Raw genomic sequence first — 26,301 nt, forward strand, 5'->3', positions numbered from 1 at the left:
GGTTTTTTATTGGCTGGAAATCGGCTCGGGACGTCCGCCGTGGTGCCGCCAGTTCTTAAGTTTGATAGTTGTTGATATCCTGGCTCAATAGACGCATCGCTGCGTGTTTGCCTCAGGACAAACGCGCTTCCAGAGAAGCCTTCAGCTTGCCCGGTGTCACGCCATAAATCTCTTTAAAGCCGCGAATAAAATGCGCGGAGTCAGCGAAGCCACATTCGTAAGCGATTACCGTGATGCGCTTCGTCGTGTTGAGCAGCAGCCAGCGCGCGTAGCGCAGTCGCATCGTCCGATAAAACTCCTTCGGCGACATCCCTGTTTCTGTCAGGAAGTTGCGCTCGAGTTGCCTGACGCTAGTCCCGGCCATCTTCGCGATCACCGTGATATTGAGCGGCGCCTCCAGGTTTTCTTCCATCAGCACGATCGCGTGCCGCACCAGCAAATCACCTACCGCCAGATAGCCTAACGCCTTGCGGCGTTCCACGAACGACGTGCCGCCCAGACGGCTGACCGTCATTTGATGGATCACCTTGGAGGCCCTGTCCGGGCCGCAATGCAGGCTGATCAGACGCGTTGCCAGTTCAAGGACAGAGACCCCGCCGGCGCATGTGATGCGGTTGCCATCGATCAAATAGTCTGAATTGGCGACGACCGGCGTGTTCGGGAACATCGTTTTGTAGTCTTCAAGATGGAACGCATGGACGCACGCCACGCGGCCTTGCATCAGGCCGGCGTGCGCCAGTACAAAACTGCCGGTACACATGCCGATCAACGGCACGCCGCTGGCATCCGCCTCGCGCAAATAGTCCCAGTAGCGCCGGTCGACCTGTTCGAGTTTAGGCAGCAGCCCGCCGATCACGACGAGGTAATCGAATTGACGCGGCGACCCGTCTACCGCCTGGACGGGCACGGCCACGCCGCAACTCGCTTCCACGGTTGTAGCGGACGTGCCGAGCAGCGTCCATGTGCATCGTAAAGGCCTGCTCTGGTCACCAAGGTCCGCAGCATGGCGCAATGCGTCGCAGAAACCGGCTAGTGAGAGCAACGGGAAGCTGGGCCAAAGTAAAAAACCGATATTCAGTTCGGCGCCCGCCCGGGAAGGATGGGTGTCGCGCTTCAAACAGGCGCGGTCGAGCCGGTCGACAAGTTCCCGGCCATCGGACGGTGTTCTCTCTGTACCCATGACCTTCCCTCAAGCCGCTGATGAACCCAAGTATAAGAGCCGGCGAACGAGTCCGGCCGGCGTGTCGCGTTTCTTCTATTTTCTTGCGGTTTGGTGCAATGCCAGCGATTTTATCGATCCTAAAGTCAGTCCTGTCGAACGTCCCCGTCGATTCCAGCCGAGCACCGCGGCGATACCTTCAAAGCCATGCAATAAAACAGGAGAGTCTCATGTCGACCAGAAATCCCGGCAGTCTGTTTGCCCGAATTGGAGCAAGCCTGATCGTGCTCGGCTCTGCCAGCGCGTTTGCAGATGAAGTTGTCAAAATTGGACATGCGGCGCCGTTGACCGGCGCGAATGCCGAATGGGGCAAGGACACCGAAAACGGCGCCCGTCTCGCGGTAGAGGAGATCAATGCAAAGGGACTTGTGATCGGCGGCCAAAAAGTGACGCTCGAACTGGATGCACAGGACGACGCGTCTGACCCGCGCCAGGGAACGCAGATCGCGCAGAAGCTCGTCGATGACAAGGTTGTCGCCGTTGTCGGGCATATGAATTCGGGAACCACGATTCCGGCTTCGAAAATTTATAGCGATGCGGGTATCGTCGAGATCTCTCCTTCGGCTACGAATCCGATCTACACACAGCAAGGATTCAAGACCGCTTACAGGGTAGTTGCAACCGATGCACAGCAGGGCCCGGCACTGGCCGATTACGCGAAGAAAACGCTCGGGGCGAAGTCAGTCGCGATCGTGGACGACGCAACCGCTTACGGTCAGGGGCTTGCCAACGAGTTCGAAAAGCAGGCGAAGGTGCTGGGTCTGACGGTCCTCTCGCACGATGCGACCAACGACAAGGCGGTCGACTTCCGTTCGATCCTCACCAAGGTCAAGGGCGAACATCCGGACATCATCATGTATGGCGGAATGGACGCCACGGGAGGCCCGTTCGCGAAACAGGCGCGCCAGCTTGCGATCGGCGCCCGCGTGCTGGGTGGCGACGGCTTGTGCGCCGATTCGCTCGCGAAACTCGCAGGCGAAGCTGCCGATAACGTCGTGTGCTCGATCGCCGGCATGCCGCTCGAGAAAATGCCGGATGGTCCCGCTTTCGAGCAGCGCTATGAAGCCCGGTTTCATCAGCATGTGCAACTCAACGCGCCGTTCGCCTACGACGCGGTGTATATCATCGTCGATGCAATGAAGCGCGCCCGCTCGGTCAAAGCCGCGGACATTCTTGCGTCGATGCCGGGTGCGGACTTCGTAGGCGTGCTGGGACGCACACAGTTCGACGCACATGGCGATCTGAAGCAGGGCGCCATCTCCTTGTATGACTACAAAGGCGGCAAGCAGACGCTCCTCACCGTAGTGAAAATGTGAGCATCATGGAAATCACTGTTCTAGGCGCCGGCGTGATCGGCTTGACAACCGCTTATTACCTGAATGCGTCGGGTCATCACGTGACAGTTGTCGACCGCCGTTCGCAAGTCGGCCTGGAAACGAGCTATGCAAACGGCGCGCAACTTTCGTACAGCTACGTTGCGCCGCTCGCCGGTCCGGGTGTCCTGTCGAAGATTCCTGGCTGGCTGATGCGCCACGACTCGCCAATGCGTTTTCGTCCGTCTGCGGACCCTGCCTTATGGCGCTGGTGTTTCCAGTTCTTGAGGGCGTGCACGCGTCAGAGAAGTTTGCAATCGACGCGGCACTTGCTTGCACTGTCTTTTCTCAGCCGTTCGCTGATGCACAAGCTGGTGGACAACGAACCATTGCTTGATTTCGACTATGCCCGTTCCGGCAAGCTGGTCATGCATCGGGATGCGAAAGCGTTCGGGTCGGCGCTGGGTTTGCTGGAGTTCCAGCGCACGCTCGGCTGCGAGCAGCTGCCGCTCGACCGGGAAGCATGCGTTCGCATTGAGCCCGCGCTGGAATCCATTCGTCACGAGATCGCCGGCGGCATCTACACCGCCAGCGAAGACACGGCGGATTGCTATCGATTCTGTTTGAGCCTCGAAAAGTTGCTGCGCGGGCGCGGCGTGGTCTTCGAATTTTCAGCCGATGTCAGCGCGTTGAAGCACGCGCCGGGCGGACGTGTCGAAGCGTGGGCCGGGGCACGCAGATTGCCCGGTGAACAGATCGTCGTTGCGTTGGGTTGCGGCAGTACGAAGTTGTTGAGGCCGGCTGGTATCGATGTGCCGGTGTACCCGTTGAAAGGATATAGCCTGACGGTTCCAATCAGGTCCGGCGGTATTGCACCCCGTATCAGCGTGACGGATTTCGCCCGCAAGGTCGTATACGCGAGGCTGGATGGGCGCATGCGCGTGGCGGGAATGGCTGATTTAGCGGGTTATTCAAATGCGCTTAACCGTCGTCGGCTTGATATGTTACGCCTTGAGTCGGAGGCGGTCTTCCCGCGGGCTGGTGACTATGCCGCCGCCGATGAATGGGCCGGATCAAGACCCGCTACGCCAGGTGGAATGCCTATCGTTGGCTCGACGCCGATCAAGAATCTGTGGCTCAACGTCGGGCAGGGCGCGCTCGGTTTCACACTCGCGACGGGGTGCGCGCAGTTACTGGACGATCTGATCGCGCAACGCCCCACGGCCTTCGATTGCTCGATGTTCAACCTGAGCGCACACCCATGACGCGCGATACCGCAGCGGCTGCGCGACAGAAAGCGAGGATCGTACTGATTGGCACGGGCGGAACGATCGCAGGTCGAGGCGCCTCGCCGGTCAACACCTCGGCATATGATTGTTCGGTGCTGTCTATCGACGACATCCTAGCTGATCTGCCAGTCGCGGATTCGCTAGCCGACATCACGACTGAACAGCTATTTCAGGTTGGTTCCGAGAATTTCGGCAACGTGCAACTGCTGCAGTTGGGAAAGCGCATTGCGTCGCTCCTGGAACGTGACGACATTGACGGCATCGTGGTCACGCATGGCACCGACACTATCGATGAAACGGCTTATTTCCTCCATCTGACGCTCAAGAGCCCAAAGCCGGTTGTCGTGGTCGGTGCCATGCGTCCGCCGTCCGCCCTAAGCTCGGACGGACCGCTCAACCTGTACAACGCGATAGTCGTGGCTGCGAGCCGGCTTGCACACGGCAAAGGCACGTTGGTCGTCTCGAACGACGAGATCCACACAGCGCGCGACGTCGTCAAGACGAATACCTTCAAGCAGGACGCGTTCAAGTCGCCTTACGGACCCTTGGGATTTGTCGTCGAAGGCAAGCCGGTCTTTTACCGGCTGCCGGCACGTCCCCATACGGTGGACAGCGAATGGTCGATCAACGAGATCGAAGCGCTGCCCCATGTCGGCGTCGTCTACGCGCATGGCGGCATGAACGACGCGATAGTACGCGCCATACTCGACTCAGGCGTAAAGGCGGTCATCTATGCTGCAACAGGGAACGGCAATGTGGCGGTTTCGATCGTCGCTTCTCTGGTCGAGGCGAGAAAGCGCGGCATCCACGTGGTTCGCGGTTCGCGCACGGGAGGAGGCGTAGTCATCCGTAATGCCGCCCAGCCCGATGACCTATACGACTGGCTGGTAACTGACGATCAGCCTGCGCACAAGGCCCGGATCCTGATGATGCTTGCGCTCACCCGAGAGCATTGCACACGAAAGCTGCAGGACGTTTTCTGGCGTTATTGATGTGGGTCTGAGCATATCCGTACTATCGAATTTTTACGTTCGAAGTCCTGAATACAAGCGGTCAACTGCGCAGTTTCGTCGTGGGCGCTTTGGCACCTTTCCTACGCGGCGAGCCCGCAATCCCATAGGAGCCCGCGAACTGCAACTCCCGCGTCGTGTCGATCACAAAAGAACGAAGCCACGCATTTTGCTCATCGTCGTTCTGCGCCGCCTTCCAGATCATGAATACGCGAAAGGCCGGCACGGTGATGGGCACCGGACTCACCGTCAAGCGCGCAATGCGCGCGTAAGCATGGGCCGCAAAGGTCGGCAGCGTGGCAATGGCATCGCTATAAACAAGCGTTGCGAGCATGCCTGAGAAATGAGTAAACGACGCCGAGACCCTGCGCGCGATGCCCTCGTTTTCCAGCAGATCGTCAACGAAGCCACGGCGGCCGTCGAACGACACGCACACGTGGTGATGCAAAAGATATTCGTCGCGGGTGATCGGACTTTTCAGATTCAACCGCACGCCATCGTAGAGACACGAGTACGACGACGAAAACAGGATCTGCGACGAATAGCGCGAGCTGAACGCTTTCGGCTCTGAGCAAAGCACAAGGTCCACGTCGCGCTCGTCGAATACTGGCTTCCATAGCGAGCTGTTGGTCTGGTGGAACGCGAAACCTACCGATAGCCCGCGCGACTGCGCCTCGTTGACCAGCATCGGCGACACGCAACTCTCGATGTCGTCCGACATTGCAATGTTGAACACGCGGCGAGAGGTTTCGGCGGCGAATTGCCTGCGCCCGTCGATCAACGTGGAGACCGCGCCGAGCGCCTCGCTCACCTTCGGTGCGAGTTCGAGTGCACGGCGTGTCGGCGTCATACCACCGGCGCCCCTGATGAACAGGTCATCGCCGAACTGTTCCCGTAGCCGCTTCAATGACGAACTGACCGCACCCTGCGTCAAGCTCAGGATCTCCGCGGTACGCGTCACGCTGCGCTCGTTCATGAGGCACTGGAACACAACCAGCAGGTTCAGATCCATCCGGCTGATATTAGCTACATTAATGATGGTCATTTTTAACATTCGTTTGATTGAATCCGTTCCCGATTTCTACACTGAGGCCACTCAGTCATGCAACTGCAATTTTCGGGAGTTCGGGATGAAACAGATAACGATGGATAGCACGCTGGCCACCCAAGCGGTAGCCGAACAAGGTGTCGACCTACGCAAGCGGGCGATTGCGGTCGGCATCGGCAATTTCATGGAGTGGTTTGATTTCGCGATCTACGGCTACTTCGCGGCGATTATCGGCAGGACCTTCTTTCCATTGGCAGCGCCGGGCGTCTCGCTGCTCTCGTCCCTTGCGGTGTTCGCCGTGGGTTTTCTGGCGCGACCGTTCGGTGCGCTTGTGCTCGGACCGCTCGGCGACCGGCTTGGACGGCGTGCAGTGTTGATCATCACGGTTTTCGGGATGGGTTTGTCGACTACGCTGATCGGCCTGTTGCCGGGCTACGCCACGCTCGGTCTTGCCGCGCCCGCGCTGCTGGTGCTGCTGCGCTTCGTGCAGGGGATGATGGTCGGCGGCGAATGGTCGAGCGCGGGCATCTACATGGTCGAAAGTGCGCCCCGCAACCGGCGTGCGACGGCTGCTAGCGTCATCACGGGAACGGCCGGCGCGGCGTTCCTGTGCGGCACGTTTATCGCTGCCGTGATCTCGGTGTCGCTGCCGGAGGCCGCCGTGGCGTCGTGGGGATGGCGCATGCCCTTCGTCGCGTCCGTCTTCATGACGGCGGTGGCGATCTACATCCGCAGACGCCTGGGCGACACGCCGGTGTACGAAGAAGTGCAACGCCAACGCGCGAGCCACGCAACCGCGCCACCGGCGCGCGGCGAATACGCGAAAGCCATGGTGATGACGCTCGCGTTCTCGGCACTCTTCGGCGTGTCGCTCTACTACTTCATCACATACGCCAACAACCATCTGACGCAGACGGTCGGATTGCCAAAGTCCACGTCCCTCTGGCTATGCAGCATCTCACTGGTCCTGTACACGATTTTCCAGCCCTTGGTGGGACGACTGTCCGACCACATCGGACGACGCACGATGGTGCTCGCGTCGGCGCTCGGTCTTACCGTACTGGCCTATCCAATCTTCTTGCTCCTCAACACCGGCAATGTTGCGGCGATTCTCGTGGGTCTGGTCGTGCTCGCCGCCCTCGTTGCCGTGACGGCGGTCATGGATGTGGTGTTGCTCGTGGAGGTGTTTCCCGCCTCGATCCGTTCGACAGGCGCTGCACTCGGTCACAACATTGCGCTGGCGGTGCTCGCCGGACCGGGACCGTTCATAGCCACTGCGTTGATCCAGTTCACTCACAACCCGAACATTCCCGCGTGGTATCTCGCCGGGGTCTCGCTGCTCTGTTTCATCGTCCTGTACTTCACCTTGCCGGAAACGAGAGACAGGGACATCGTACGTGGTTAAACATGCGATTCAAATTCAATTCAAGCCGGAGTGTTTGTCATGTTCAAAGCTGCTGTAGTCCAGGCTTCGTCGGTTCCTTTCGAGCCGATGAAGAGCGCCGAAAAAGCCGCCAATCTGATTCGCAACGCTGCTCGCGAAGGCGCGACGCTCGCCGTGTTTCCAGAGGCATTTCTCGGTGGCTATCCGAAGGGTGCGTCGTTCGGCACCGTGGTCGGCAAGCGTACCGAAGCGGGCCGCTCGCATTTTCTCAGCTACATGGAAGGCGCGGTGACGCTCGACGGTCCCGAGCTTGCGCTGGTCGCCGAGGTCGCGACAGAGACGGGCGTGCACGTGGTGATTGGCGTGATCGAGCGCTTGGGACGCACGCTGTACTGCACGGGGGTGACGCTCGTGCCGGGCAAAGGCGTCGCGGGCTACCATCGCAAGCTTATGCCGACGGGACAGGAGCGCATCATCTGGGGTTTCGGTGACGGCTCTACAATTGCGCCGGTCGATACGCCGCTCGGCAGTATTGGCACCGTCATATGCTGGGAGAACTACATGCCGGCCCTCCGGCAGGCTATGTATGCGCAAGGCACGGAGTTGTATTGCGCGCCGACCGCCGACGATCGCGCGACCTGGGCGCCGTCGATGGTGCACATCGCCCTTGAGGGCCGCGTGCATGTGTTGAGTGCGTGCCAGGCCATCCGGCTGGGCAAATACCCGCCGTTTTATCGCGAAGACTTTTGTATGGAGGCGGGCGTCGACGATTTCATCATGCGCGGCGGCAGCATGATCGTCGATCCGCTCGGCAAGGTGCTTGCCGGACCCGTGTTCGACACAGAGACGATTCTTTACGCGGATATCGATACCGCTATCGGCCGCGCCAGCAATCTCGACTTCGATGTGGCCGGCCACTACTCGCGGCCGGAAGTGTTCCATCTGTCGGTCAATACCGCGCCGATGCCGCCGGTGACATTCGCGCCGAAGTAATCCACATCGAATCTTGAACAGCCGCAAAAAAGCCCAGGCGCTGGCTCTGGGCAAGTCCACCAGGTTGCAGACCGGTGGAGGAGGTTCTTTAAAAGCAAGCTGACCGCTTATCGAAGTCGATAGCGGTCAGCGTTCCATGGGGGCCGCAGCTACTACTGCCAGGTCGGCTTAGTGACCGAAATAGACCGGCTTGACTCCGTTCGCTGTGCCCGTAAATGCCGGTGCGTGATAGGCACCCGATGCTGAAGAGGTATCCGCAACGCCACCGTAACTGGCTTGGTCATTCCGAGCTGCGATCTTCGCGTCGGCCGCCTGAATCTCTGCCGGATACGTCGTACGGTCCGTCGTCGGGTTGTAACCGGCCCGTTCGACCTGAACGAGCTGCGCCTTCACATCAGCGCGAGTCAGCGGTTGACTTTGAGCGAATGCGGAGAGAGCAGGGACAGCCAGCGCAGCTGCAACGATGATGGTTGAAAGTTTCATGATGCTTACCTCCAGATCTTGTTTTCGCGCAAACACCCGTTTGCGTTTCAGTGAATTCAGTATAGGTAAGCGCACGCTTAATATTCATGTCAGAAAAGACAAAGCATTATTGCGGCGTTTGCGATAACGGCTGGACGACAATCGAACTCCGTTTTCCAAACAGCCGACTACGTCATTAATATTGTGCAATTCGGAATTATTAATTGCGCATATCGATAAAATCAAAGTTGGTTAATCAGACGATTCTATTTCCCGCACCAAATGGAAGCGAAAACGAAACCGCCTCCGCTGCCATTCGAAAACATAATGTAATTACATTTGAAGGAAGCGTAATGCCGCCCGAGGGGTTTTGACTTTTTCATAAAGCTGTACTAGATTAAAAGCAACTCGCGTCTTCCACGAAAGTTGTTGCCAAACATTTTCAGTGCGAGTTAGAGACCGTAAGCGGGCTTACGGTCTCGCCCTTAAACTGCCCATCCTGCATTCATTTGCCGATGGGCATCTTTCGTTTATTAATCAGCGACTTCGATTGACTTGATCAAGTTGCAAAAGGGCAACAGCTTTAATTACTCGTTTTTTTAAGATGTATGCTCTGCGCTGATTCGCTTCCTGATTTTTTATCGCGTGGAGAACAGAATGAAAAAGATCGCTTTAAGTGCGCTTTCGTTGACGCTGTTCGGAATGACCGGCGCCGCCTATGCTCAATCCAGTGTCACACTATACGGCACTATCGATGCAGGTGTCGGTTACGTTAAAACCAGTTCGGGCGCTCGCTGGGGGTTCATTGATGGCACGCTTTCTGGCGATCGCTGGGGCTTGAAGGGATCTGAAGATCTCGGCGGTGGATTGAAAGCAATCTTCGATTTGGAAAATGGCTTCGACATTGCCAATGGCACGCTTGGACAGGGAGGCAAGGAGTTCGGGCGGCAAGCGTTCGTCGGGTTGACCGGGGATTCCTGGGGTACTGCCACGATCGGCCGCCAGTACGATCCGCTCGTCGACATGGTCCAGCCAATCACCGAAGACAACTACTTTGGCAGCGCCTTCGCGACGCCGGGCGACGTCGACAACTACGACAACAGCTTGCGCGTGTCCAATGCGCTCAAGTACGTCTCGCCGAATTTTGCCGGGCTGCAGTTTGAAGGCCTGTATGCGTTCAGCGGTCTTGCCGGTCGCACGGGTCAGGGTTACACGTACAGCGGTGCGGTCACGTACAACAACGGCCCGCTCGGCATCGCCGGAGGTTACTTCCTCGCGACCAATCCGAACCCGACCGCCGGCGCCTTCCGCGACGGTTGGGATCCGACCTCGTCGTCGGACGCGATTTTCGACGGCGCCATCAATACGGGCTACGCTACCGCCAAATCGCTCGGCATCGCGCGCGGTGCGATCCAGTACGCCATCGGGTCGTTCACGGTGGGCGCGTCGTACAGCAATGCGCAATACAAAAACGACGGCGCGTCGACGTTTGCCAGCACCGAGAAATTCAATATTGGCAGCGCGTTCGTGAACTATCAGATGACGCCGGCCATGCTGCTTGGCGCGGGCTACACGTACACGAAGGCGAGCGGCGATACGTCGGCCAAGTACCATCAGGCGAGCCTGGGCGCCGACTACTCAGTCTCGAAGCGCACGGACTTCTACGCCGTGGCCGCCTATCAGCATGCGAGCGGCACGCAGCTCAATCCGGACGGCACGACGCAGAACGCACAAGCATCGATTGGCTCCTACGGTTTCAACGGCACAGCCAGCCAGGAACTCGTGATCCTGGGTATGCGCCACAAGTTCTGATACGCGCGGCTCCCGAAGGCGACGGTTTTCGTACTTGAGTGACGCGCTCGAGCTTGGCGAACGCCGTCGCCATTGCACTGGCCGATCTGGATTCGCGACGGTTGCGCCGCCGCTTATGGCTACTGTGGCCGCCACTGCCGCCACGCCGTTCCTGCGGCGCGCCGTGAATCTCCGGGTCTTCGTCTAGACGCATGTCAACTGCCATGGAACACTGACTTGTTCTGAAGGCATTCACTCGTGCTACAGCGCACAAATCAGACTTCTGCATGACTATGTATTCGCAGAGGGTTTCCGCGATGACATGGCGTCGTCTTGTTGGGTCGCTCAAGGGTCGCTCAAGGGTCGCCACCTGCGTCTGCAGAAGAGAATGCCTGGTGACCTGATGAGGACCATTGCAGAGAATTCAATCGTTTGCTTGCGGCTCCGGTTTCTTACGACCCTGTGCAGCAAAAATTAATTCATCAGATAATGAAATACGCTCTTGGCTCCAAGACCTTGGACGAAGGCAGGACTTCCTTCTCATAGATGGTACGGAGCTCTCGCGATCTTCATGTCAGATATCAACGAACATTGGCAGCGCAATCTCATCGTGTGTCTTCTGGGGTCGTTCTCGACCATCTTCGCCATGACGTTGATGCTGCCGTTCTTGCCTATCTATGTGGAACAGCTTGGCGTGCGCGGGCATGCAGCGATCGTGCAATGGTCGGGAGTCGCCTATAGCGCCACGTTCATGACTGCCGGGCTGGTAGCGCCGTTATGGGGATATCTCGGCGACCGCTATGGACGCAAGCCAATGCTTGTGCGCGCGAGCTTCGGCATGGCGATTGTCATGTCGCTGATTGGATTTTCGACCAATGTCTGGCAGCTTGTCGGGTTGCGCCTGCTTGCGGGTATTGCCGGCGGATACTCTTCTGGCGCCACGATCCTTGTCGCCACGCAAACGCCGCGCGATCGCTCGGCATGGGCGCTTGGCATGCTGTCGTCCGGCGTCATGGCGGGCAATCTGCTTGGACCGTTGGTGGGTGGGTCGCTGCCGCCGTTGATCGGCATCCGCGCAACGTTCTGGTGCGCAGGCGCCATGATTTTTATCGCTTTTCTTGCGACGGTGTTTCTGGTCAAGGAAGCGCCCCGGCAGCCTCGGGGAAACGAACCGAAACCAAAACGCGGTTGGTCTGAAATTTCTGCGAAGACTGTGGTTATCGCCATGCTCGCGACATCACTGTTGCTGATGTTCGCCAACATGTCGATCGAGCCGATCATCACCGTTTATGTGGGCACGTTGGTCAGGGACCCGAAGCAGGTAACGATGTTCGCGGGACTCGCGATGTCCGCGGCCGCGTCGGGCAGCATTTTGTCGGCATCGCGGCTGGGGAAGCTGGCGGACCGCATCGGATATTCCACCGTTATCGTGTTCGCACTGGTCATGGCGGCGCTCCTCATGATTCCGCAGGCGTTCGTCAATTCGGGCTGGCAACTGATCGGCTTGAGATTTTTGATGGGGCTTGCGCTGGGCGGCCTGATGCCTTGTGTCATCGCCGCAATCCGGCGCTGCGTACCGGACCACATGGCGGGAACCGTTTTGGGGTATTGCGTCTCCGCGCAGTTCGCGGGACAAGTCGCGGGGCCGTTGATGGGCGGATTCGTCGGCGGTCATGTTGGTATGCGTGCGGTGTTCCTCGGAACGTCCGTGCTACTTTCACTGGGCGCCGTATTCAACTGGCGCGTGGCCCGACGCGCATCCTCTATGTAGCACGTCACGCTTTCCAGTGGCTGTCCTGGGCATGTTTCAGTCTTGATATCGTGGACGGCAGCGTTGCGCCTCGTTCAAAGCGCCTTCGCATGGCTCCGGTCGCCGGTCGACAAGTAACGATGGTCATCCTGGAAAAATGGCGTGGCCATTCGCCTGAAAGGAGAAATGATGGAAGTGAATCAGCAAAAATTATCGGTGGACTCGGCCGGGACGGTAGATGAGGCGCTGCTGACGCGACGCTCGGTGCGTGCATTTCTGAATAAAGAGGTGGAGCGTGAGCAGATTGAAGACGTCTTGCGCCTGGCATCTCACGCACCCAGCGGATCGAATTTCCAGCCGTGGCATGTGTATGTCGCGACGGGCGAGACACTGGCCAGGCTGACGCATGCAATGCAGGGGGCCTATCTTTCCAACAATGGCGACGTCATGCGGGAGTACGATTTCTACATGAACCCGATAGAAGAGCCGTACCTCAGTCGTCGTCGCGCATGTGGCTGGGGGCTTTATGCAACACTTGGCATTGAACGGCACGAAAAAGACAGGCTGGCCGCGCAACGGGCCCGTAACTTCGTTTTCTTCGATGCGCCAGTCGGCATGATTTTTACTATCGACAGGCGCATGGCGTCAGGGAGTTATATCGATTACGGCATGTTCCTTCAGAGTATCGCATTGGCTGCGCGCGCACGAGGCCTTCACACGTGCGCCCAGGCTTCCATAGCCGAGGTACCGCAAATTGTGTGTGAGCACCTCAACGTCCCGCCTGATGAGATGGTCTTGTGCGGAATGGCGCTAGGTTATGCCGACCCTGACGCAGTAGTGAACGAATTCAGCCCCAAGCGACAAGATGTCGAGGCCTTCACGCGTTTTTTCAACTAGCGGGCTGCGATCAGGCAATACCCACTTGCGTCTCGCAGCCATTCGATGCGGGAAGCAAAACTCTCTCGACAGTCAAGCGGCTGCCGCGGTTATCTAGTGTGGCCGCCGAACTCAAGATTGCGCTCAAAAATGCCGTAATTACGATCGAAAGCCATAAAGTAGTGGCGACGTACAAAAAATATCCTGAGAGAGGTAGTACCCCATGCGATCTTCGAACTCGATTCGATCGCTGTTGCGCGTTTGCGACGACAATCCGGAACTGACCCGTTCGCAACTCTCGGCGCTTGGACGCCAGTTGCCGCTCCTGTACTTCATTCTCGTTGTCAATACCATCGCGGTATGCGTAACGCATTTTCGCCTGGCGCCTTTGTGGCTGGGCGTGTATTTGCCAGGAGCGCTTTGCATCGTTTGCTTGTGGCGCGCGATCCACTGGTGGCAGCGTCGCGCGATCTATCTGTCTCACGACAAGGCTGTCAGCCTTTTGCGAAAGACCGTCCGTCTGACTGTCGTGTTCGGCATCGCCTTTACCGCCTGGGCGCTCAAGCTTTACGAATATGGCGATGCCTACGCGCAGGCGCACATTGCGTTTTACATGTCGATCACGGTAATAGGCTGCATCTTCTGCCTGATGCACCTGCGTCCGGCCGCATTGCTTCTCACCGCAATCGTCGTAATTCCGTGGACCATCTTTTTCGTTCTGAGCGGACAACCGGTATTCATTGCGATTGCCGTGAACATTGCGCTCGTCGCGTTAGCGATGATGGTCATTTTGTTCATCAACTACCGCGACTTTGCGAACCTGATCGATTCGAAGAAACAATTGCTCAAGCAACAGGCCGCTACGCAGACGCTCAGTGACGACAATTTCCGTCTTGCCAATCTCGACAGCATGACCGGCCTCCCGAACCGGCGCAGTTTCTTTTCGTCGCTGGACGCCATGCTTGTAAGCGCAGAGGCGCAGAAGCGCCGTTTCGCCGTAGGACTGATCGATCTGGACGGCTTCAAGCAAGTGAACGACGCCTACGGGCATTCGGTCGGCGACCGGCTGCTCTCGGAGGCAGCGAACCGGCTGGTTGGCATTGCATGCATCCATACACAGGTTTCGAGGCTGGGTGGCGATGAATTCGGTATCCTGATCGATCGGGACATGACGCGCGAAGAGTTGTTGATGCTCGGCAACCTGATTTGCGCGACACTCAAGGACGATGTGCTCATTCGCGACGCCACAGTGGGACTGCTTGGCTCCGTAGGCTTCGCTACGTTCCCCGACGCCGGCGTGACCTCGGAAGAACTTTTCGAACGCGCCGACTATGCAATGTATTTTGCTAAACGAACGGCGCGCGGTTCGTCGGCGATCTTCTCCTCCATGCACGAAACGCAAATCCGTCGGGCAAGTGTTATCGAGCAGGAATTGCGGCTCGCAGTACATCACGACCAGATGACGCTCGCGTTTCAACCGATCGTGGATTTGCACACGACGCAGATCGTCGGCTTCGAGGCGCTTGCACGCTGGACCAACGGCAAGCTCGGAGTCGTCGGTCCGGACGAGTTCATCCCCGTCGCGGAACGCTCTGACCTTGTGCATCTACTGACGACGAACCTGCTGACAAAGGCGCTTGCGGTGCTGACAATATGGCCGTCGGACGTCTTCGTCTCGTTCAATCTTTCCGTTCGCGATCTCTCGTCGAGCGAGCAGACGAATCGCATCATCGATATTGTGAGGGACAGTGGTATTGACCCGGCGCGCATCGAGTTCGAAGTCACGGAAACAACTGTCATGCCGGATATCGACCAGGCGTGCGCTTCGATCGCTGCCTTGCGCAGGCTCGGTGCGCGCATTGCGCTCGATGATTTCGGTTCGGGGCATTCGAGCTTGAGTTATGTGCACCGGTTGCCGCTCGACAAGATCAAGATCGACCGGAGCTTCATCGAAGGGATCGAGTTGGACAAAGCGTGTCGGGATATCGTGCGGACAGTTGTCGACATGTGCCACAGGCTGAAAGTGGAATGCACGGTCGAAGGAATCGAGACCAACCAGCAGCGGGATGCTGTGGTGGCGCTTGGCTGCAACTCGGGCCAAGGCTATATGTTTGGCAAACCGATGAGCGAACAAGATGCGCTTGCATGCCTGATGACGAGGTCTCAACACCAATGACCATCGCGTTGGCTTACGGAGAAACCGCTAGTCACGATGTTCTGCCGATTCAACGGGTCCGGCGCGAAAGCACCGGGCCGAGGAAGCTCGGGTGATTCGATGCTACCGGTCCCACACCTCGTGTGGCACGGGCAGTCCTTCGAGATCGGCTGCGCTCAGCGGTCCATCAGGCGCGATGCCATCGCTTTCCAGCATCAGCATGACCTGGCGCGTATGCTGCGCCGCGTGCCAGGCGGTGCGCTCCAGCACTTCGTGGAACGGCCGGGTGCCGTAGTAGGTCTCGACACTGTAGTTCACCATCGGGTCGCTTTCTGCCGCCCACCAGTCCAGGAATTTCGCATGTACACGCTCACCCCAGGCAGCAATGTCCTCGCCGCTCCAGTCGTCGGGCGGAAGTTCATCGAAGGACTCGAAGCGCAATGGAATACCTTGCGCGGCCTGCATTCCCATCTCGGCCACGCGGAACATATGAAAGCCCAGCCCGGCCGGCGTCCGGTGCCTGTTGCGGAATGGCGTCTTCAATTGCTCCGCGGTGAACTGGCGAATGTATCGGGCATTCGCACTCATCAGAAGGTCGAGCTTGGCCACCAGTTGCGCGGGAGGCAGCGGGTCCATGACGCGCGTCTTGAGGTCGAGGAACTTGATGACATCGTGGATTGACTGGCAGAAGGTATAACGTTTGCCGATTGAAACGACCGGTACGCTGCGAGCGCCCAGTTCCACGAGTTGCGCGAGCGCATCAGGATCGTTATGAACGTCGAGTGATTCGAACTCGATACCCTGTTCAGTCAGGAATTCCTTGGTTCGTAAGCACGACGAACATCCGGGCTGCCAGAAAACCTTGATGCGCGCTGCGTTCAGTGTTTCGGTCATCATCGTTCCCCAAGAATCGACTTTGGTGAAATCAATCAGGAATTCAATCCGTTGTCCGACTTTGCCAGGCTGTGGTGCCACTTCAGCAGCAACAGGTTCACTACCGTTGCAAACACGAACAACAGGATCGCCAGCGCCATGATGGTTCGCGTGTCGTTGCGTCCCATCGCAATCATTAGCATGTGGCCTATGCCGCTTTGCGACGCGAACATCTCGCCGATCAGCGTACCGAGCAGCGTCAGCGAGAAGCCGATGCGCAAGCCCGCGAGCACTTCCGGAACGGCAGCGGGAAGCAGCACGTAACGCGCATATGCAACTGGCGACAGGCGGCAGGCGCGCGCAGTGCGGCCAAAAACCGGCCGCATGTTGCGCACGGCGCCCATTGTGAATACGGTGATGGGAATGATGCCGTGGATCACGCCGAACGTGACCTTGGCGTAGAGGCCCAGTCCGAACATGAGGAGGACAACCGGGTAGAGCGTGATCTTCGGAATAGCATAGAACGCCATCAGGATCGGCTCTATCACGTCGCCCGCGAGGCGCTTGACGCCGAGGACCAGACCCAGGCAAACGCCGCCGACGCACGAGATCGCAAAGCCGAGCGAAAACGCAATCGACGTCACCCGCAAGTTCTCTGGAAAGTCTTCGTCTTGCAGGATTGCCTTAAGGCGGACGGAGGTGGCCCATGGACCGGGCAGGACGTCATCGCCCAATAGCGAACTGGCAATTTGCCACAGCGCAAGCAGGACCACGATCAACAGGACGCTGTCGCTCCATCGTGAGGCGGAGCGTTTTGGCTTCAGGGCAGCCGTCGCAATGGTGCTCATGCCGGGCTCCTCCGTGTGCGGCTGTAGAGACGCTGTTCGGCCATATGAAGCAGCATGTTCAGCGTGCCGACAAAAACCAGCAGTAACAGCATCAGCCCATACATGGTGGGGTTATCGAAATTGTTGTACGCGTAAGCGATCCTGAAACCGAAACCCGATCCCGCCAGAACGAATTCGCCGGCGATCACCGCAATGAACGCATACACCACGGTCAGCTTGATGCCAGTGAACACGAATGGCAGGCTCGAGGGCAGCGTAACGAGACGGATCTCATCGAGCGCACTCATGCGCATGGCGCGTGCGGAGCGCAGCAGCACGCGCGGCACGCGTTCGAGTCCATTAAGTGTATTGGCGGCCATTGCGACGACGCCAAACAGAAAGCCGATAGCAACGAGCGGCCAGCGGTTCAATCCGAAAATCACGATCAGGACCGGATACACAACAAAAATAGGCACCGCGTAATACGACAGAAGCAACGGGTCGATCACGCGCCGCAAGCGCGGCAGCCGGAACAGACCTACGCCGAACGCGAAACCACCGGTCACCGCCAGCAATACCGCGAGTGTCGCATTGGCGAGCGTTTGCAGAATGTCGTGTGTGTAGTCGCCGGAGGCCAGCAACGCCCACGCACCTTCAACCATTCTGGATGGCGGTATGAACGACACCGGATCGATCCACGCAAGCCGGCTTGCCACCTCCAGCGTCGCGACGAAGAGCACGACCAGTGCCAGGCGCCAGCGCGCCGCGACTTTCATGTCTGACTCCCGAGAGCCTTGAGCGCTTCACTGCGCAGCAGTCCCCACACGCGCGCCGTCAGTTCGCCGAAGCGCGGATCGAGTGCGGTGTTGCTGTCGCGCTGCCGTGACCAGCCGGTATGGATCGTTTCAATGAACCGTCCCGGACACGCCGACATCACGCCGATACGATCCGATAGCAGCACTGCTTCATCGATGGAATGCGTGATCAGCATCACAGTCGCGCCAGTCTCGCGCCAGAGCTTCAGCATCTCCTCGCCCATCAGCAGACGAGTTTGTTGATCGAGTGCACCGAAGGGTTCGTCGAGCAGCATGAGCCGCGGACGCACGACCATTGCACGCGCGATGCAAACGCGCTGACGCATGCCACCCGAGAGCTGGACCGGATACGAATGCGTGAACGCCTTCAGGCCCATGAAAGCGAGCGCATGCTCGACCCGTTCGCGGATCTCGCTTTCGGACACGCCCGCACGGCGTGCGCCAAATGCGGCGTTGTCGTAGACATCGAGCCAGGGGAACGTTGCGTCTTCCTGGAAAACCACCGCGACGCCTTCCGGCACTTTGCCTCGCACGGCAGCGCCTTCGAACATCACCGTGCCGGAACTCGCCGCGTTGAGTCCGGCGATGACATCGAGCAACGTCGATTTGCCGCAACCCGACGGGCCGACGACCGAAAAGAACTCGCCTTTCTGCAGGCTCAAGCTGACCGGCCCAAGCGCGTGAAAGGGCGGCTTGCCATGCTCGGCGGCATAGAACCGTGTGACATCGGTGAGCGTCGCGTGAATCTCCGACTCGCCACGCTCCACGTTGCTTGCCGGCACGACGGACAAGGGCAGGGATTTCATCGCTGGCCTCACTTTGAGCGATCACTCGCGGGCAGCATCGATTCGTCGACGATCGCATGCCAGTCGAACGGGCCCGGTTCCACTGCCTTGATCAGCACGAGACCTTTCACCACTTCGTCCATGCTCGTGTAGTTGAAACGGCCGGTGCTCCAGTAGTGCGGATCGGTATCGAGACAGTTGTCGATGGCCGACTTCGCAACCGCCAGATCGATCTTGTAGGCCCTGGCGAGAATCTGCGCGGACTCCTCACGATGCGCGGCAATGTATTGCACGCCCTTGGCGCGTGCATCGATGATCGCCTTGATCGTTTCGGGATGCGCCTTCAGGTAATCAGTTCGCACCACGCCTACAGTCTGCGTCTCGGCCGGGACGATATCGGTCGAGCGAAATGCGATTTTCAATTGGTCCTTGCGCGCGCTGTAGGCAGGCTCCGTCATGTAGGCAACATCGACCGCGTGTTGCTGCAATGCAATCATCATCGTGCCGGAAGCGCCGACGGGTTTGCGCTGTACCTGGCCCGTGAGCCCGGCACGTTCGAGACCGACGATCGTGATCATCTCGGTCATCGATTTGGGGCTGCTGTAGCCAATGCTCTTTCCCTTCATGTCCGCAATGCCGTTCACGTTCGATGCCTTTAGCTGGACCCACAACAGGTCCGCCACGCTCTGTACGCCGCTATGCACGATCGTGATCGGCACGCCTTGCTTGATCGCAGCGATGGCAGCCGGCAACGCAACTTCGCCATAGGGAATCTCGGACGCCATTGCATTGCGCACTGACGTGCCGCCGCCTTCCGATGTAATGAAGCCCGTGACGTCCACCCCGTTTTGCTTGAAATAGCCCTTGTCGAGGGCGACCGCGAAGGGAACCCCATACATGCCGTCGATCCAGTGTGTGACAGTCAGCGTTGCGGCTTGCACATGCGTCGCTGCCAGTACCGGACTCAGTAGCGCCGTCAGCACGGCAAGTCGCGCCAGCGCGCGGTTGAGCTTCATCGGGGGTCTCCTGAATGGTCGTTGTTAGACTTTGATCAGAGATTTATGGAAAAATTGTAGGATACTTTTAGTCCTCAGCTTGATTTGTCGCCATGCTTGTTTACACCTAAAAACCCTGAAAGCCTTGTCAGTAAAGGCTTGTGGCGATCTACTGCGTGGTTTTCCGTGTCTTGTCTCAATTAGAAGCAGCGCGTGGGCACCTTTTTGTCCTACACTTTCAGCGAGCCCAACTTTGCGTTTCCATTGAGACAAAATCCTGTGCAGGCCGAAAAGGCCGCCATATCGATCCATGAACTACGAATCCATTGACCAGCTCGACGACGCGCCCCAAGCCGCGATCGAACCCTTGCTTCGCACCGGGGAAACGGTCGACAGGACAGCGGATCTGCTTAAACAGCAAATCCTGGAAGGGCGCCTTGTCCCCGGGCAGCGGCTGATTTCACGCGACCTGATCGAGGAACTCGGGATCAGCCGGGGTTCATTGCGTGAAGCGTTCAGGCGGCTTGTCGCCGATGGCCTTGTCGATCTGATTCCGAATCGCGGCGCGGTGGTCCGTCACTTGTCCGTCGATGAAATCGCGAACCTGTACCAGGTGCGAGAAGCGCTCGAAGGTTTTGCCGCGCGGCGTGCCGCCGAAGTCATCGACGAGGGCGATAACCGCGCCCGCTTCACCGAGGTGCTGGAGCGCGGACGGCGGCATTTCACGCACCCGGACTTCCAGGCGTTCGTGGTCGATAACCGCCAGTTTCATCGGATCATCGTGGACATGTGCAACAACCCTCAGTTAAGCGAACTGATCGACAGGTACCAATTGCCCGTTTTCATGATCCAGTTGCGCCAGCGCATCGGCGTGGATGCGATCGTGCGCAACTCGTTGGCCGAACACGAGGCGATTGCCGCGGGGATCCTGGCCGGCGACCCGGATGCCGCAAGCAAAGCCATGCGGCAGCACCTGTGGCATTCGGCAGATGCGCTGGTCAAGCTGCCGGCGCTCAAGCCGCCGAAGTAGCGCTGCACGATGTAGCGCTACACCAGCGCACAAACGGCTCGAGCCGTCATTGGGACAAAACGCCAGGGAGACGAGTCGTGGCAAGAACCATGTTCGACAAGATCTGGGACGCGCATGTGATTGCTGACTTGCCCGGCGGCGTCAGCCTGCTGCATGTGGACCGGCACCTGATGCATGAGCTGACGAGCGTCGCTGCGATCCGCCAGCTCGAGCAGCGTGGCGCCGCTGTCCATAATCCCGAGCTGACGTTTGCCACGGTCGATCATGTGATCTCCACGCGTCCAGGGCGCGCGGCGGGCGATGCCGAATGGAGCACGACTGCGATCAGTACGCTGCGGGAACAGACCACCCGGCTTGGCATAGAGCGCTTCGATATCGACGATGGCCGCCAGGGAATCGTTCACGTGATCGGTCCGGAACTCGGACTGACCTTGCCGGGGCTGCTGCTCGTTTGCGCCGACAGTCATACGTGCACACATGGCGCGCTCGGTGCGATCGCGTTCGGCATAGGCTCGACCGAGCAGGTTCATGTACTCGCGACGCAGACCATCCGCCAGACACGTCCTGCCACCATGCGGGTGCGCTTCGAAGGAGAGACGCGGCCGGGCGTCGAAGCCAAGGACATGATCCTGTATCTGATCGGGGTGCTTGGAACCTCGGCGGCAACGGGATATGCAGTCGAGTACGCGGGACCGGCAATCGAGGCGCTGCGCGTGGAGGCGCGTCTGACACTGTGCAACCTGTCGATCGAGCTTGGCGCGAAGGTCGGCATGATTGCGCCCGACGGGACCACGTTCGCTTACATCGAAGGACGCGACTATGCGCCGAAGGGAGAGGCGCTTGACCAGGCCATTTCGCAATGGCGTCTGCTTGCAAGCGATACCGATGCGGTTTTTGATAAGGAAATCACGGTCGACGCCACGCAGATCCGCCCGCAAGTGACATGGGGCACGAGTCCCGAACACGTGATGGCCATCGATGCGCGGGTTCCCGATCCCCTGGATGAACCCGACCCCAGACGGCGCGAGGCGCTTGAAAAGGCCCTGTCCTACATGCAGCTCAAGGCGGGACAACGGCTCGACGACACGCGGATCGACCGTGTCTTCATTGGCTCGTGTACGAACAGCCGGCTCAGCGACTTGCGCAACGCCGCGGGCGTGGTTAAGGGCTTGCACGTGGCTCGCCATGTGAAGGCATGGGTCGTACCCGGCTCGATCGACGTCAAGCGTCACGCCGAACGCGAAGGGCTCGACCAGATTTTTATTGCTGCCGGCTTCGAGTGGCGCGAACCGGGCTGCTCGATGTGCGTTGGCGCGAACGGCGATCTGGTCGGCCCGGGAGAGCGATGTGTATCGACATCGAATCGCAATTTCGTGGGACGGCAGGGGCCGGGTGCACTGACGCATCTGGCCAGCCCAAGCGTGGCGGCCGCGAGCGCCATAGCAGGGAAGATCGCCATGCCCGGCGTGGAGCGTGCCGCATGAAAGCATTCACCGTGTGTGAAGGCATTGCCGCGCCGCTTTTGCGCGACAACATCGATACCGACATGATCGTGCGTGTCGAACGCATTGCGCAATTGCAGCGCGGGCAGTTCAAGGCGTGGGCGTTCGAGATGATGCGTTATCACGCCGATGGAAGCGAAAACCCATCGTTCATCCTCAACCAGCCACCGTTCCGAGGCGCGAAAATCCTCCTTTCCGGCAGCAATTTCGGTTGCGGCAGCTCACGCGAAATGGCGGTCTGGGCGCTGGAAGAGTTCGGCATCCGCTGCGTGATCGCGCAGAGTTTCGGCGACATCTTTTATGCAAACTGCATTCAGAACGGCCTGTTGGCAATACGCATGAGCGCGGCGCAAATCGAGCTGCTTGCTGCGGCAGCCGGGCGCGGCGACCCGCTCTGCGTGGACCTTCACAGCCGCACGGTCAGCGCGCCCGGTGTGCCGCCTGTCGCTTTCGATTTTCCTGGCCACCACCGTGACGCGCTGCTCGAAGGGCTTGACGAGATCGACCAGACGCTCCGGCACGACGCGCGCATTCTTGCGTTTCAGCAAGCCGGCAAGGTGCGGTGTCCATGGGTCTACATTCAGCAATAACATTCATTACATCGGAGTCCGAATATGCTGAGCACGGTACATGCAGGCGCAAGACTGGACCGGTTACCGACTTCATCGTTTCACCGGCGAATCTTGTGGCTGATCGGCGGTGGCATGTTCCTCGATTCCTTCGATATCTACCTCGCCGGCGGGGTGCTTGGTGCGCTGTCGCGCAGCGGCTGGTCGAGCATGACGTTGAACGCGGCATTCCTGTCGTCGACCTTCATCGGCATGTTGATCGGCGCGTTTACGGCCGGACTTCTGGGCGACGCCTACGGCCGGAAGTTCACCTATCAGTTCAACCTGGCGATCTTCGGTATTGCATCCATCGCGGGATCGCTTGCGCCAAGCATGAACTGGCTGATCGCCTGCCGCTTTTTCATGGGGCTCGGATTGGGGGCGGAGATCGTTGTCGGCTATGGCTCGATAGGCGAATTCATTCCGCCGGCGGTGCGGGGAAAGTGGTCGGCGTATCTGTCGTTGATTACGAACTCCGCGCTGTTTTTCTCGACCTATATAGGCTATCTGATCATTCCTACGATCGGCTGGCGGGCGATGTTCGCAATTGTCGGCGTCGGCGCGCTCGGTGTCTGGGTGCTGCGCAAGAAAATGCCGGAGTCGCCGCGCTGGCTCGAATCCAAGGGACGCTTCGAGGAAGCTGAAGCCATCCTGGCGGGCATCGAGGCGGAGACTGCGCAAGGACGCGCGTTACCCGCGATCGTGGAACCGGCGGCTGCTCCGATCAAGGCAACGTCGCTTGGCAGTCTGTTCCGGCCGCCGTTGTTGCGCCGGACGCTGCTCGCGGTGGTGATCCAGATCGCGATCAACGTGGTGATCTACGGTTTTATCGTGTGGGTGCCCACCTTTCTGATCAAGCAGGGACACGGCATGGCGTCGTCTCTTGGCTACTCGTCGCTGATGGCGCTGGGCGGACCGGCGGGCGCGCTTGTGGGTGTGCTGATAGCGGACCGCGTCGGCCGCAAGAACGGACTCATCGGCGTTGGAATCCTTGCCGCCATCGTTGGGTGGCTGTACGGCAATTCCACCAGCGTGGAAATGGCGACGCTGCTCGGCTTTCTGCTCTTCACGATGACTTACCTGATGGTCGCGCTTGGCGTCGCGACATACATTCCTGAGCTGTTCGCCACCGAGAACCGGATGCGCGGCAATGGCATCGCCGGATCGGCCGGCCGCTTGTCGGGCATCGTCGCTCCGCAGATCGTCGTACTCATGTATGCCACTGGCGGCATCAAGGACGTGCTGTCGGTCATTATCGGCGCATTGGTCCTGATGGTCGCCGTACTGGCCGTCTTCGGTGTCGAGACTAACCGCCGCTCGCTCGAAGAAATCGCGGTGGTCCCGGGCGATCCGTCGTTGCATCGCCCAGCCACGGACATTCCCAGCGAGCCGGTTCATTGACTGGTTTCGCTAATCTTTTTCTGTTCACTCATTTCAGAAGGTAATCGACATGACCGCTAATTCCCGTAGAAAAGCGCTGAAAGCACGACTCAATTCCGGCGAGATCGTTGTTGCGCCCGGCATCTTCGACATGATCTCGGTGCGTCTCGCGGACACGATGAACTTCGACTGCCTGTACATGACAGGCTTCGGTACGGTTGCGTCTTATCTTGGCGAGCCGGACGCAGGGATTGCCACATACACCGACATGATCAATCGCGTCACGGCGTTTTGCGCGGCTGCCACGACCCCGCTTGTCTGCGACGCGGATACCGGCTACGGCGGACTGCTCAACATGGCGCATACGATTCGTGGCTACGAACGCGCAGGCGCGGCCGGCATCCAGATAGAGGACCAGGAGTTTCCAAAGAAATGCGGGCACACGCCTGGGCGCCGCGTGATTCCGATAGCCGACATGGTGAAGAAGATCCAGGTCGCGAGCGACGCGCGGGAGGACAAGGACTTCCAGATCATCGCGAGAACAGATGCACGGACAACGCTTGGCCTGGATGAAGCATTGCGCCGTGGCGAAGCCTACGCAAAAGCAGGTGCGGACGTCGTATTCATCGAGTCGCCGGAGACTGTGGAGGAACTCGAAACGATCGGCAAGTCGTTCGATATGCCCTTGCTGGTGAACGTGGTGGAGGGCGGCAGGACACCGCAACTGACGCCGGCGGAGTTGCAGGAACTCGGCTTTTCGATTGCGATTTATCCGTCGGCGGGATTCTTGAGCGTCGCTCGCGCGCTCGAAAATGTATATGGCGAAATAAAAGCGCTCAAGGGAACCACCGGCGCGGAGGCCAACATGATGCCGTTCAAAGCCATGTGCGAACTGATGGGCTTTCAGGCGGTCTGGGACTTCGACAAGGCCCATGCCGAGTGATTGAAATTGAAGAGAACACGGCGATGAAAGGGATGGAGTCGCCTGTCATCCAGCGCCGAATGGATCGCCGGAATTCGGCGCTGGCCTAGCCGGTGTCGGCATCTGCGATGAGCGGCAGCGTCGTGCATGCGACGATGCGTGCTGCATTGGCGACCATCTCGGTCATCGTCAGGAGGCCGTAGTCCGGCAGGCCGAACGACGCTGACGTACCCGCGCCGGTCATGTAGAGGGCTGAGAAACCCGCTTGCTCGGCGAGTCGTGCGGTCAGGCCATCATAAACGCCGGGTGCGACGGTCAATTGACCGCTGTCGAGCAACTGACGCAGGCGCTTCGAGCGTGAAGAGGCAACGGGGTCCGACATGCGCATCTCCTTCAGGGTGATTTCAGACCGCCAGGCGTTGTGCTTGCAGCAAAACGGCTTCCGCTTTCGCGGCGTAAGGGGCATCGATCATGATGCCATCGACAACGATCGCGCCTCGACCCAGCGCGCCGGCTTTCCGCCACGCCTCCACTACCTTGCGCGAAAAAGCGATTTCGGTCCCGCTTGGCATGAATGCCTCGTTGGCTGCCGCGATCTGCGTTGGATGAATGCAGCTCTTGCCGCGAAAGCCGAGGGCTTTTGCGCGCATGGCTTCTTCGCGGAAGCCTGTTTGATCGGCGATATCCGGAAATGCGCCGTCAAAGGCGGCAATACCGGCTTCGCCCGCCGCGAACCGCACTGCAAGTTGCACGTGTTCGAGCGCGCCCGCGTGCTTGCGCCCGATGTCCAGCGGCTCGAAAAGATCGCCATACCCGATTTGCAAGCCCATGACACGCGGACTCGCCAAAGCAATGTCGGCGGCGAAACGCAAGCCGCGAGGCGACTCGACGTTCGCCAGGATCTTCAACGGCCGGCGATGAGCGCGCTGTTTTTCCAGTTCGCCGATTGCGCCGGCAAGCGTGGCGATATCGTTCGCCGACTCGGCCTTCGGCAGATTGACGATATCGAAATCGAGGCCAACGAGCGCGTCGAGATCGGCGTCGAAATGCATAGAACCTAGCGGATTGATTCGGATGAGAATCACCTTCCCATGATCGCGATCGAGATCGCGAACGAAGCGGGCTACGTCACCACGTGCATGTGCTTTCATCGTCTCCGGAACCGCGTCCTCCAGATCGATCGAGATTGCGTCGGCACTGCTGGCAAAGGCTTTCTGGAACAATTCGGGGCGCGCGCCCGGTACGAAGAGCTTGCTTCTCATGGGCGGATGGCT

The 26,301-nt window shown here is 59.1% G+C and carries 24 protein-coding genes; 14 read left to right on the forward strand and 10 right to left on the reverse strand.

What is annotated here, in order from left to right; all coding sequences use genetic code 11:
- Positions 1–112: 112 nt before the first annotated feature.
- Positions 113–1,180: a GlxA family transcriptional regulator gene (locus AXG89_RS12960; RefSeq protein ID WP_062169878.1), complete on the reverse strand. Its 1,068-nt coding sequence runs from the start codon at positions 1,178–1,180 to the stop codon at positions 113–115.
- Positions 1,181–1,389: 209 nt separating this feature from the next.
- Here AXG89_RS12960 and AXG89_RS12965 point away from each other — a divergent pair, with 209 nt between their 5' ends.
- Genes AXG89_RS12965 through AXG89_RS12975 form a run of 3 tightly spaced genes read left to right on the forward strand, consistent with a single transcriptional unit; the run spans position 1,390 to position 4,813 of the window.
- Complete coding sequence (locus tag AXG89_RS12965) at positions 1,390–2,535, forward strand: branched-chain amino acid ABC transporter substrate-binding protein (protein ID WP_061999295.1); 1,146 nt, start codon at positions 1,390–1,392, stop codon at positions 2,533–2,535.
- A 5-nt stretch (positions 2,536–2,540) separates the two neighbouring features.
- Positions 2,541–3,797 carry a D-amino acid dehydrogenase gene (locus AXG89_RS12970; protein WP_062170583.1) on the forward strand — a complete coding sequence of 419 codons (1,257 nt, stop codon included), beginning with the start codon at positions 2,541–2,543 and terminating at the stop codon, positions 3,795–3,797.
- The gene (locus AXG89_RS12975) at positions 3,794–4,813 is read left to right on the forward strand and encodes an asparaginase (protein ID WP_062169879.1); all 1,020 of its coding nucleotides are present in this window, start codon (positions 3,794–3,796) and stop codon (positions 4,811–4,813) included. The genes AXG89_RS12970 and AXG89_RS12975 overlap by 4 nt, the downstream gene beginning before the upstream one ends.
- Before the next feature lie 61 nt (positions 4,814–4,874).
- On the opposite strand, the gene AXG89_RS12980 is transcribed toward AXG89_RS12975, so the two are convergent.
- Positions 4,875–5,876: a LysR family transcriptional regulator gene (locus tag AXG89_RS12980; protein WP_082771416.1), complete on the reverse strand. Its 1,002-nt coding sequence runs from the start codon at positions 5,874–5,876 to the stop codon at positions 4,875–4,877.
- A gap of 85 nt (positions 5,877–5,961) precedes the next feature.
- Between AXG89_RS12980 and AXG89_RS12985 the strand changes: the two genes are divergently transcribed.
- Both AXG89_RS12985 and AXG89_RS12990 read left to right on the forward strand, forming a co-directional pair.
- Positions 5,962–7,284 carry an MFS transporter gene (locus AXG89_RS12985; RefSeq protein WP_082771417.1) on the forward strand — a complete coding sequence of 441 codons (1,323 nt, stop codon included), beginning with the start codon at positions 5,962–5,964 and terminating at the stop codon, positions 7,282–7,284.
- Between the two features lie 39 nt (positions 7,285–7,323).
- Positions 7,324–8,256: a carbon-nitrogen hydrolase family protein gene (locus AXG89_RS12990; protein WP_062169880.1), complete on the forward strand. Its 933-nt coding sequence runs from the start codon at positions 7,324–7,326 to the stop codon at positions 8,254–8,256.
- A gap of 168 nt (positions 8,257–8,424) precedes the next feature.
- Here the strand turns inward: AXG89_RS12990 and AXG89_RS12995 are convergent, their stop codons facing one another.
- On the reverse strand, positions 8,425–8,739 hold the full coding sequence (locus AXG89_RS12995) for a DUF4148 domain-containing protein (protein WP_062000832.1): 315 nt from the start codon (positions 8,737–8,739) through the stop codon (positions 8,425–8,427).
- A 636-nt stretch (positions 8,740–9,375) separates the two neighbouring features.
- Between AXG89_RS12995 and AXG89_RS13000 the strand changes: the two genes are divergently transcribed.
- The 4 genes from AXG89_RS13000 to AXG89_RS13015 all read left to right on the forward strand — a co-directional run bounded on the left by AXG89_RS13000 (position 9,376) and on the right by AXG89_RS13015 (position 15,311).
- A complete protein-coding gene (locus AXG89_RS13000) occupies positions 9,376–10,530 on the forward strand; it encodes a porin (RefSeq protein WP_061999299.1) in 1,155 nt (384 codons plus the stop codon).
- A 550-nt stretch (positions 10,531–11,080) separates the two neighbouring features.
- Positions 11,081–12,280: an MFS transporter gene (locus tag AXG89_RS13005; protein ID WP_062169881.1), complete on the forward strand. Its 1,200-nt coding sequence runs from the start codon at positions 11,081–11,083 to the stop codon at positions 12,278–12,280.
- A gap of 168 nt (positions 12,281–12,448) precedes the next feature.
- Complete coding sequence (locus AXG89_RS13010; protein WP_062170587.1) at positions 12,449–13,156, forward strand: nitroreductase; 708 nt, start codon at positions 12,449–12,451, stop codon at positions 13,154–13,156.
- A 202-nt stretch (positions 13,157–13,358) separates the two neighbouring features.
- The gene (locus AXG89_RS13015) at positions 13,359–15,311 is read left to right on the forward strand and encodes a putative bifunctional diguanylate cyclase/phosphodiesterase (RefSeq protein ID WP_062169882.1); all 1,953 of its coding nucleotides are present in this window, start codon (positions 13,359–13,361) and stop codon (positions 15,309–15,311) included.
- Between the two features lie 102 nt (positions 15,312–15,413).
- On the opposite strand, the gene AXG89_RS13020 is transcribed toward AXG89_RS13015, so the two are convergent.
- Genes AXG89_RS13020 through AXG89_RS13040 form a run of 5 tightly spaced genes read right to left on the reverse strand, consistent with a single transcriptional unit; the run spans position 15,414 to position 19,606 of the window.
- On the reverse strand, positions 15,414–16,187 hold the full coding sequence (locus AXG89_RS13020) for a glutaredoxin domain-containing protein (protein ID WP_236873336.1): 774 nt from the start codon (positions 16,185–16,187) through the stop codon (positions 15,414–15,416).
- 32 nt (positions 16,188–16,219) lie between these two features.
- A complete protein-coding gene (locus tag AXG89_RS13025) occupies positions 16,220–17,011 on the reverse strand; it encodes an ABC transporter permease (RefSeq protein ID WP_061999302.1) in 792 nt (263 codons plus the stop codon).
- On the reverse strand, positions 17,008–17,766 hold the full coding sequence (locus AXG89_RS13030) for an ABC transporter permease (RefSeq protein ID WP_062169883.1): 759 nt from the start codon (positions 17,764–17,766) through the stop codon (positions 17,008–17,010). Before AXG89_RS13030 ends, AXG89_RS13025 begins: the two co-directional genes overlap by 4 nt.
- A complete protein-coding gene (locus tag AXG89_RS13035) occupies positions 17,763–18,611 on the reverse strand; it encodes an ABC transporter ATP-binding protein (RefSeq protein ID WP_061999304.1) in 849 nt (282 codons plus the stop codon). The genes AXG89_RS13030 and AXG89_RS13035 overlap by 4 nt, the downstream gene beginning before the upstream one ends.
- An 8-nt stretch (positions 18,612–18,619) precedes the next feature.
- The gene (locus AXG89_RS13040; protein WP_062169884.1) at positions 18,620–19,606 is read right to left on the reverse strand and encodes an ABC transporter substrate-binding protein; all 987 of its coding nucleotides are present in this window, start codon (positions 19,604–19,606) and stop codon (positions 18,620–18,622) included.
- Positions 19,607–19,895: 289 nt separating this feature from the next.
- On the opposite strand from AXG89_RS13040, the gene AXG89_RS13045 reads away from it, so the two are divergent.
- The 5 genes from AXG89_RS13045 to AXG89_RS13065 all read left to right on the forward strand — a co-directional run bounded on the left by AXG89_RS13045 (position 19,896) and on the right by AXG89_RS13065 (position 25,048).
- Positions 19,896–20,615 (forward strand): GntR family transcriptional regulator, encoded by a 720-nt coding sequence (locus AXG89_RS13045; protein ID WP_062169885.1) that lies wholly within the window; start codon positions 19,896–19,898, stop codon positions 20,613–20,615.
- Positions 20,616–20,704: 89 nt separating this feature from the next.
- Positions 20,705–22,099, forward strand: coding sequence for a 3-isopropylmalate dehydratase large subunit (gene leuC / locus AXG89_RS13050; RefSeq protein ID WP_062169886.1), 1,395 nt, complete (start codon positions 20,705–20,707; stop codon positions 22,097–22,099).
- Positions 22,096–22,707 (forward strand): 3-isopropylmalate dehydratase small subunit, encoded by a 612-nt coding sequence (gene leuD, locus AXG89_RS13055; protein ID WP_062169887.1) that lies wholly within the window; start codon positions 22,096–22,098, stop codon positions 22,705–22,707. Before leuC ends, leuD begins: the two co-directional genes overlap by 4 nt.
- 24 nt (positions 22,708–22,731) lie before the next feature.
- Positions 22,732–24,126 carry an MFS transporter gene (locus AXG89_RS13060; RefSeq protein WP_062169888.1) on the forward strand — a complete coding sequence of 465 codons (1,395 nt, stop codon included), beginning with the start codon at positions 22,732–22,734 and terminating at the stop codon, positions 24,124–24,126.
- Positions 24,127–24,175: 49 nt separating this feature from the next.
- The gene (locus AXG89_RS13065) at positions 24,176–25,048 is read left to right on the forward strand and encodes an isocitrate lyase/PEP mutase family protein (RefSeq protein ID WP_172811926.1); all 873 of its coding nucleotides are present in this window, start codon (positions 24,176–24,178) and stop codon (positions 25,046–25,048) included.
- Positions 25,049–25,133: 85 nt separating this feature from the next.
- On the opposite strand, the gene AXG89_RS13070 is transcribed toward AXG89_RS13065, so the two are convergent.
- Complete coding sequence (locus AXG89_RS13070) at positions 25,134–25,409, reverse strand: isocitrate lyase/PEP mutase family protein (RefSeq protein WP_062169889.1); 276 nt, start codon at positions 25,407–25,409, stop codon at positions 25,134–25,136.
- A gap of 22 nt (positions 25,410–25,431) precedes the next feature.
- The gene (locus AXG89_RS13075) at positions 25,432–26,289 is read right to left on the reverse strand and encodes an HpcH/HpaI aldolase/citrate lyase family protein (RefSeq protein ID WP_062000835.1); all 858 of its coding nucleotides are present in this window, start codon (positions 26,287–26,289) and stop codon (positions 25,432–25,434) included.
- Positions 26,290–26,301: the final 12 nt, after the last annotated feature.

The organism is Burkholderia sp. PAMC 26561 (assembly GCF_001557535.2).
Classification (GTDB): domain Bacteria; phylum Pseudomonadota; class Gammaproteobacteria; order Burkholderiales; family Burkholderiaceae; genus Caballeronia.